Source organism: Saccharopolyspora karakumensis (genome assembly GCF_004349225.1).
Lineage (GTDB): Bacteria > Actinomycetota > Actinomycetes > Mycobacteriales > Pseudonocardiaceae > Saccharopolyspora > Saccharopolyspora endophytica.
Genome location: NZ_SMLA01000009.1, coordinates 163,119 through 169,455 on the forward strand (window position 1 = coordinate 163,119; position 6,337 = coordinate 169,455).

Sequence of the window (6,337 nt, forward strand, 5' to 3'; positions counted from 1 at the left end):
AGTCGACGGCGTGTCCACTTCATCCTGGCAGTCCCGTTCATCCCAGGCGAGCGTCCTGACCGCCCCGGCGCTGAAATACCCGGGTGGAATGCGGGATCATTGGTGCATGACCCAGCTCTGGCCTGCTCCCGCCGCCACCGGCGCGGTGCGCGCGACCGTCCCGCTGCCCGGCTCCAAGTCGATCACCAACCGGGCGCTGGTGCTCGCCGCGCTCGCGGACGGGCCCTCCGCGCTGCGCGCACCGCTGCGCAGCCGGGACACCGAGCTGATGGCCTCAGCGCTGCGCTCGCTCGGCGCCACGATCACCGACGGCCCGGACGGATCGTGGCAGGTCATCCCGGCCGGCCTGCGCGGACCGGCGGAGGTCGACTGCGGCCTGGCCGGGACCGTGATGCGCTTCCTGCCCCCGGTCGCCGCGCTGGCCACCGGGCAGATCGTCTTCGACGGCGACCCGCAGGCCCGCGCACGACCGCTGGGCACCGTGCTCGACGCGCTGCGCGAGCTCGGCGCCGACATCACCGGCGACTCCCTGCCCTTCGAGGTGCGCGGCAGCGGCAACCTGACCGGCGGCACGGTCACCATCGACGCCTCGGCGTCATCGCAGTTCGTCTCCGGGCTGCTGCTGTCCGGCCCGCGCTTCGACAAGGGCGTCACCGTCCGGCACTCCGGTCCCCCGCTGCCGTCGCTGCCGCACATCGAGATGACCGTCGCGATGCTGCGCGACGCCGGGGTCATCGTCGACGCCTCCCAGCGCAACACCTGGCGCGTCGAACCCGGCCCGATCAGCCCGCTCGACGCCGACGTCGAACCCGACCTGTCCAACGCCACCCCGTTCCTGGCCGCCGCGGCCGTCACCGGCGGCACGGTCACCGTTCCGGGCTGGCCGGCCCGGACCACCCAGCCCGGCGACGCGATCCGCGACATCCTCACCAAGATGGGCGCCGACGTCCGCCTCGACTCCGACGGCCTGACCGTCACCGGCCCCGACGAGCTCGCACCCGTCGACATCGACCTGCGCGCCGTCGGTGAGCTCACCCCCACCGTCGCCGCGCTGGCCGCCCTCGCCTCCGGCCGGTCCCACCTGCGCGGCATCGCGCACCTGCGCGGCCACGAGACCGACCGGCTCGCCGCCCTGGAGACCGAGCTCAACAAGCTCGGCGGCAACGCCCAGCAGACCGAGGACGGCCTGATCATCGACGCCCACCCGCTGACCGGCGCCGAATGGCACTCCTACGCCGACCACCGGATGGCCACCGCGGGCGCGATCCTCGGCCTCAAGGTGCACGGCGTGGTGGTCGAGGACATCGCCACCACCAGCAAGACCATCCCGGACTTCCCCGGGATGTGGACCGCGATGCTCGGGGAGTCCGCGTGATCCCGGGGGCCCGCAGATGAGCAAGCGCGGCTGGCGGAACCTCGACGAGTCCGACGTGCGGGTGCGCCCCGGCAGGGGCAGCAGGCCGCGCAGCAAGCAGCGGCCGAAGCACTCCGACGCCGCCGAGGCCATGGTCATCGCCGTCGACCGAGGCCGGTGGACCGTCGCCCTCGACAGCGACCCGGACCGCGTCGTCACCGCCATGCGAGCCCGCGAGCTCGGCCGCACCCCGGTCGTCGTCGGAGACCTCGTGGGCGTCGTCGGCGACATCTCCGGCAAGCCCGACACGCTCGCGCGCATCGTCCGCGTCGCCGACCGCGCCAGCGTGCTGCGCCGCACCGCCGACGACACCGATCCCTACGAACGAGTGGTCGTCGCCAACGCCGAGCAGCTGATCATCGTCACCGCGCTCGCCGACCCGCCACCGCGCCCCGGGTTCATCGACCGCTGCCTGGTCGCCGCCTACGCGGGCGGTCTGTTGCCGGTGCTGTGCCTGACCAAGGCCGACCTGGCCGATCCCGGCGAGTGGATCGCCAGCTACTCCTCGCTGGACATGCCGATCACCATCACCAGCCTCGACGCCGAACCGGACGAGCTGCGCGACATGCTCGCCGGCCGGGTCTCCGCGCTCGTCGGCCACTCCGGCGTCGGCAAGTCCACGCTGGTCAACAAGCTGGTCCCGGACGCCGCACGAGCCACCGGCGAGGTCAGCGGAGTCGGCAAGGGCCGCCACACCTCGACCTCCGCGGTCGCCCTGGCGCTGCCCGGCGACGGTTGGGTCGTCGACACACCCGGCATCCGCTCCTTCGGCCTGGCGCACGTCACCGCCGACGACGTGATCGCCCCGTTCGAGGGTTTCGCCGAAGCCGCCGAGGAATGCCCGCCGAACTGCGGCCACCTCGGCGGGACCGACGACCCCGACTGCTACCTCGACACCTACACCGAGCAGGAAGGCGGCAGCCCCGACCAGCTCGCCTCGCTCCGCCGCCTCCTGCGCTCCCGGGCCGGCCTCGAGGAGGCTTGACGGCGCGGTCCCCGCGGGGCTCGACCCATCCCCCTAATGGGGAAGCGCGTTCCCGGTGAGGTTGGAACTTCGTTGCTAGCGTTGGCCAGCGACGACGTCCAAGCCATCCGCCACCCGCCGAGGAGCACGCCCGATGCCCCGTGCCCGCACCAGGACTGCGGTGTTGTCCGCTGGTCTCGCCCTCGCCGCAACGCTCAGCGCTTGCGCCGGCGAGCAACCCCAACCACACGCGGCGCTGCCGATGGCCCGTCCCGATCCGCGTCCCGTCGCCGAAGCCGTTCTCGCCGACACGATCAACAAGATCAACGCGCTCGGCACCGCGCGCGCCACCATGACCGGCAGCCTCGGGATGGTCGGGCAGCTCAACGCCGACGGAGCCGTCCGGTACCGCGGCCCGCAGGCCGACCTCGCGCTCGACGGCAAGACCCGCAACGCGCGCACCGAGAAGCTCGCCGTGTCCATCGTGGACGAAGTCGGCTACCTCAACACCCCGCTGGCCCGGCCGGACGCCACCAAGCCGTGGCTGAAGATCTCCCACGACGGCTCGGACTTCGGCTCGAAGCTGCTCAGCCCCGCCCTGGCCCAGCTGCACGAATCCGTCGACCCACGCGCCACCTTCAGCGGCGTCGAGCAGGCCACCCGCATCCAGGGATCGGCACCGGACACCGTCGACGGCCGCCCCACCACCCGCTACGACCTGCGGATCCTCACCGAGGAAGCCGCCAAGATCGCTCCTGACGAGCAGCAGCGGGAACGCTTCCAGCGGGCCGTCGAGGATGGCGAGCGCGAACTCGGCTACCAGCTGTGGCTCGACGAGCAGGGCCTCCCGGCCAAGTTCGCCGCCACCACCAACATCGCCCAGGCGGGCGAGGTCTCGCTCACCTCCACCTACCGCGACTGGGGAACCCCGGTGGACATCCACCTGCCCCCGGCCGCCCAGGTCGGAGTCTTCGACGACCTCCCGCCGATGGCGCAGCCGCCGCGCTGATCACATGAGTTCGAGCAGGAACGGGACTTCCTGCGGCGCGTACCAGGCGAGTTCGTGATCCTCGGCGTCGCCGAGGGCGAACTCCGCGTCCGGGTCCCCCAGGTCGGCGGCGTCGATGACCTCGGCCGCCGACCGGACCGCGTCCTCGGCCTCGGTGGTGTCCACGTGCACGGCCGCGAGCTGCTTCCAGATCACCGGGCCTGACACCTTCACCACCGCGTGGTCGAGATCCGGGCGCAGCGTCACGTCGTCCACGTCGGCGGAGATCACCACCCGCCGCTGCTCGATCTTGCCCTCCTCGTCAGCGGCCAGGAGCCGCAACGAGGCACGAGCGGCCTCCCGCATCGCGGCGTACTCCAGCTCCTCGGTGTCTCCGGTCGCGTAGGACTCGCGAAGCGCCGGAGTCAGCGCGAACGCCGTCCCGCCCAGCGGCTGCATCTGCTTGTCCGCCACCAGTTGCTGCAGCATCGGCAGCGTGGCAGGCAGGTAAATCCTCATGCGTCGACCGTCCCGATCATCTCGTCTACAGCTTCACCGATCATCGCCGCCAGCACGCCGACGTCGGGCATCGCGTCCCGATCCGCGTTCAGCCCGAAGTACACAGCGCCGTTGTACGAGGTCACACCGACCGACAGCGACTGGTTCTTGGCCAGCGGCACCACCGGGAACATCTCCATCATCCTCGCCCCCGCCGCGTACAGCGGCACCTGCGGCCCCGGGACGTTGGTGACCAGCACGTTGAACAACCGGTCCGAGAACTCGTTGGCCACCCGAGCGCCCAGCGCGTGCAGCGTCGGCGGAGCGAAACCGCTGACCTTCACCAGGGTGTCCGCGGCCACCGACTGGCCGGACTCGGCGTGCGCCCGCATGGCATGGCTGACCTGGTGCAACCGCATGGTCGGATTGCCCTCTCCCACCGGCAGGTCCACCAGGTACGCCGACACCTTGTTGCCTACCGTCCCGACCGGCAGGCTCGCGGTGTCCTGGTAGGCGGCATCCGCCTCCGCGTCGTCGTCGCGGACCGACACCGGAACCATCGCCCGCAGGGTCGTCGACGGGGTGACCACCTCGCCGCGCGAGAGCAGCCAGTTCCGCAGAGCGCCGGCGACCACCGCCAGCACCACGTCGTTGACCGTGCTGCCGTGCGCCCGTCGCACCGCCCGCAGGTCGTCCAGCTTCGCCTTCGCCACGGCGAAGCGCCGCTGCGTCGACGTCGGCGCGTTCAGCGGGCCGCTGGGCGCGGGCACCACGGCGGCCCGGACGGCCGATGCGACGCCGCCGAGCGCGCGCGTCACCTTCTGCACCGTCGCCGAAGCGTCGACCATGGCCGCGCGGACGTTCTCCACCACCTCGCCCGGTCGCTGCACCGCGTCCGTCGCCGCCTCCACCAGCAGCTGCGCCACGGTCGGAGCCGGTCGCGGCATCCAGAGCGCGTCCACGTCCTCGATCTCGCGGTTGCGTTGCAGGTCGAAGATGACCTGCCCGATGTCGATCGCACCGATGCCGTCGATCATCGCCTGGTGGGTCTTGGTGATGATCGCGACGCGGTTCTTCGACAGCCCCTCGACCAGGTACAGCTCCCACAGCGGACGGGTGTGGTCGAGCTTGCGGGACATCAGCCGCGCCACCAGGTCGTGCAGCTGGTCGTCGTTGCCCGGTTTCGGCAGCGCCGACCGCCGGACGTGGTAGGTGAGGTCGAAGTCCTGATCGTCCACCCACACCGGACGCGCCAGGCTGCCCGGAACCTCCATCACCCGCTGCCGGTACCGGGGCACCAGACCGAGCCGCCGATCGACCATCGACAGCAGGTGCTCGTAGTCGAAATCGCTGCGAGGCCGGCGGAAAACCGCGACACCGCCGACGTGCATCGGCGTCGTGTAGTCCTCCAGGTACAGGAAGGAGGCGTCGACGGCGGAAAGGCGATCGGGCATGCGGAGATCCTGGCACACATCCCCACCGGACCGAGGGGTTCACCCGCCGGGCCGCAACGCGGGCATGTGACACTTGATGGTGTGACCAGCGAAGTTTCCCCGAAGGACCGATTCGTCACCGTCTACGGCCGCAAGCCCGTGTTGGAGGCGTTGGCCGACTACGACCTGCGGGTCGACAAGGTGATCGTCGCGGAAGGACTCCGCGGTGGGGCCATCGCGGAAATCGAGGAGGCGGCCGCGGACCGCGCCGTGAAGGTGCAGCGCGCGAGCGCGCACCGGGTGAAGGTGCTGGCCGGCAACGGACGCCACGACCAGGGCGTCGTCGCCGACGTCGTCGCCCGCAAGATGCGGCCGCTGGCCGACGCGCTCGCCGACCACGCCACCGCCCCGCGCACCGTCCTGCTGCTGGACGGCCTGACCACTCCCGCCAACGTCGGCATGATCCTGCGGACCGCCACCGCCTCCGGCATCGGCGGGATCGTCGTCCCTCACCGGGGCGTCGCCGGACTGGACCCGCTGGTCATCAAGGCATCCGCCGGAGTCGCCTTCCACGCGCCCGTGCTGCGCAGCCGGACCGCTGCCGAAGCGGCCGAGATGCTCACCGAGGCCGGCTACCCGCTCTACGCGCTCGACGCCGACTCGGAGCACAGCCTCTACAACACCGACTTCGGCGACCGCGCCGTGTTCGTGCTCGGCAGCGAGACCGCCGGCCTCTCCACCGAGGTGGAAGAGCGCATCGCCCAGCCGCTGTCGATCCCGATGGCCAACGAGGTCGAATCCCTCAACGTCGCCAGCGCGGCGGCGGTCCTCTGCTTCGAACTCCGCCGCCGGAGCCTCAGCTAACTCCCGCTCGCCGGACGGGCACCGCAGTTCTCGCCGTTTGCGATTGCTGCGGTGTTCGTGGGCCGGGGGACGATGAATTGCGGGATCGCGCGGGTTTTCCGGGCATGAAAAATGGGGTGGGCAGAAGAATTTCTTCTCCTGCCCACCCCATCTAAGGATTGTGTCGGCGGTGTCTT

At 71.3% G+C, this 6,337-nt stretch carries 6 protein-coding genes; 4 read left to right on the forward strand and 2 right to left on the reverse strand.

Going from position 1 to position 6,337, the window contains the following annotated elements:
* Window positions 1-106 precede the first annotated feature (106 nt).
* From aroA to E1202_RS09330, 3 genes are all read left to right on the forward strand, one after another.
* On the forward strand, window positions 107-1,375 hold the full coding sequence (aroA, locus tag E1202_RS09320) for a 3-phosphoshikimate 1-carboxyvinyltransferase (protein WP_132682212.1): 1,269 nt from the start codon (window positions 107-109) through the stop codon (window positions 1,373-1,375).
* Between the two features lie 16 nt (window positions 1,376-1,391).
* A complete protein-coding gene (gene rsgA / locus E1202_RS09325; protein ID WP_132682214.1) occupies window positions 1,392-2,399 on the forward strand; it encodes a ribosome small subunit-dependent GTPase A in 1,008 nt (335 codons plus the stop codon).
* Window positions 2,400-2,532: 133 nt separating this feature from the next.
* Window positions 2,533-3,387 carry a hypothetical protein gene (locus E1202_RS09330; RefSeq protein WP_132682216.1) on the forward strand — a complete coding sequence of 285 codons (855 nt, stop codon included), beginning with the start codon at window positions 2,533-2,535 and terminating at the stop codon, window positions 3,385-3,387.
* On the opposite strand, the gene E1202_RS09335 is transcribed toward E1202_RS09330, so the two are convergent.
* On the reverse strand, window positions 3,388-3,885 hold the full coding sequence (locus tag E1202_RS09335; protein ID WP_132673233.1) for a DUF6912 family protein: 498 nt from the start codon (window positions 3,883-3,885) through the stop codon (window positions 3,388-3,390).
* Entirely contained in the window at window positions 3,882-5,318 is a 1,437-nt protein-coding gene (locus tag E1202_RS09340; RefSeq protein WP_132673232.1) for a WS/DGAT/MGAT family O-acyltransferase, read from the reverse strand. The genes E1202_RS09335 and E1202_RS09340 overlap by 4 nt, the downstream gene beginning before the upstream one ends.
* Window positions 5,319-5,399: 81 nt before the next feature.
* Between E1202_RS09340 and E1202_RS09345 the strand changes: the two genes are divergently transcribed.
* Window positions 5,400-6,161 (forward strand): TrmH family RNA methyltransferase, encoded by a 762-nt coding sequence (locus E1202_RS09345; protein ID WP_132682218.1) that lies wholly within the window; start codon window positions 5,400-5,402, stop codon window positions 6,159-6,161.
* The last annotated feature ends 176 nt before the right edge of the window (window positions 6,162-6,337 follow it).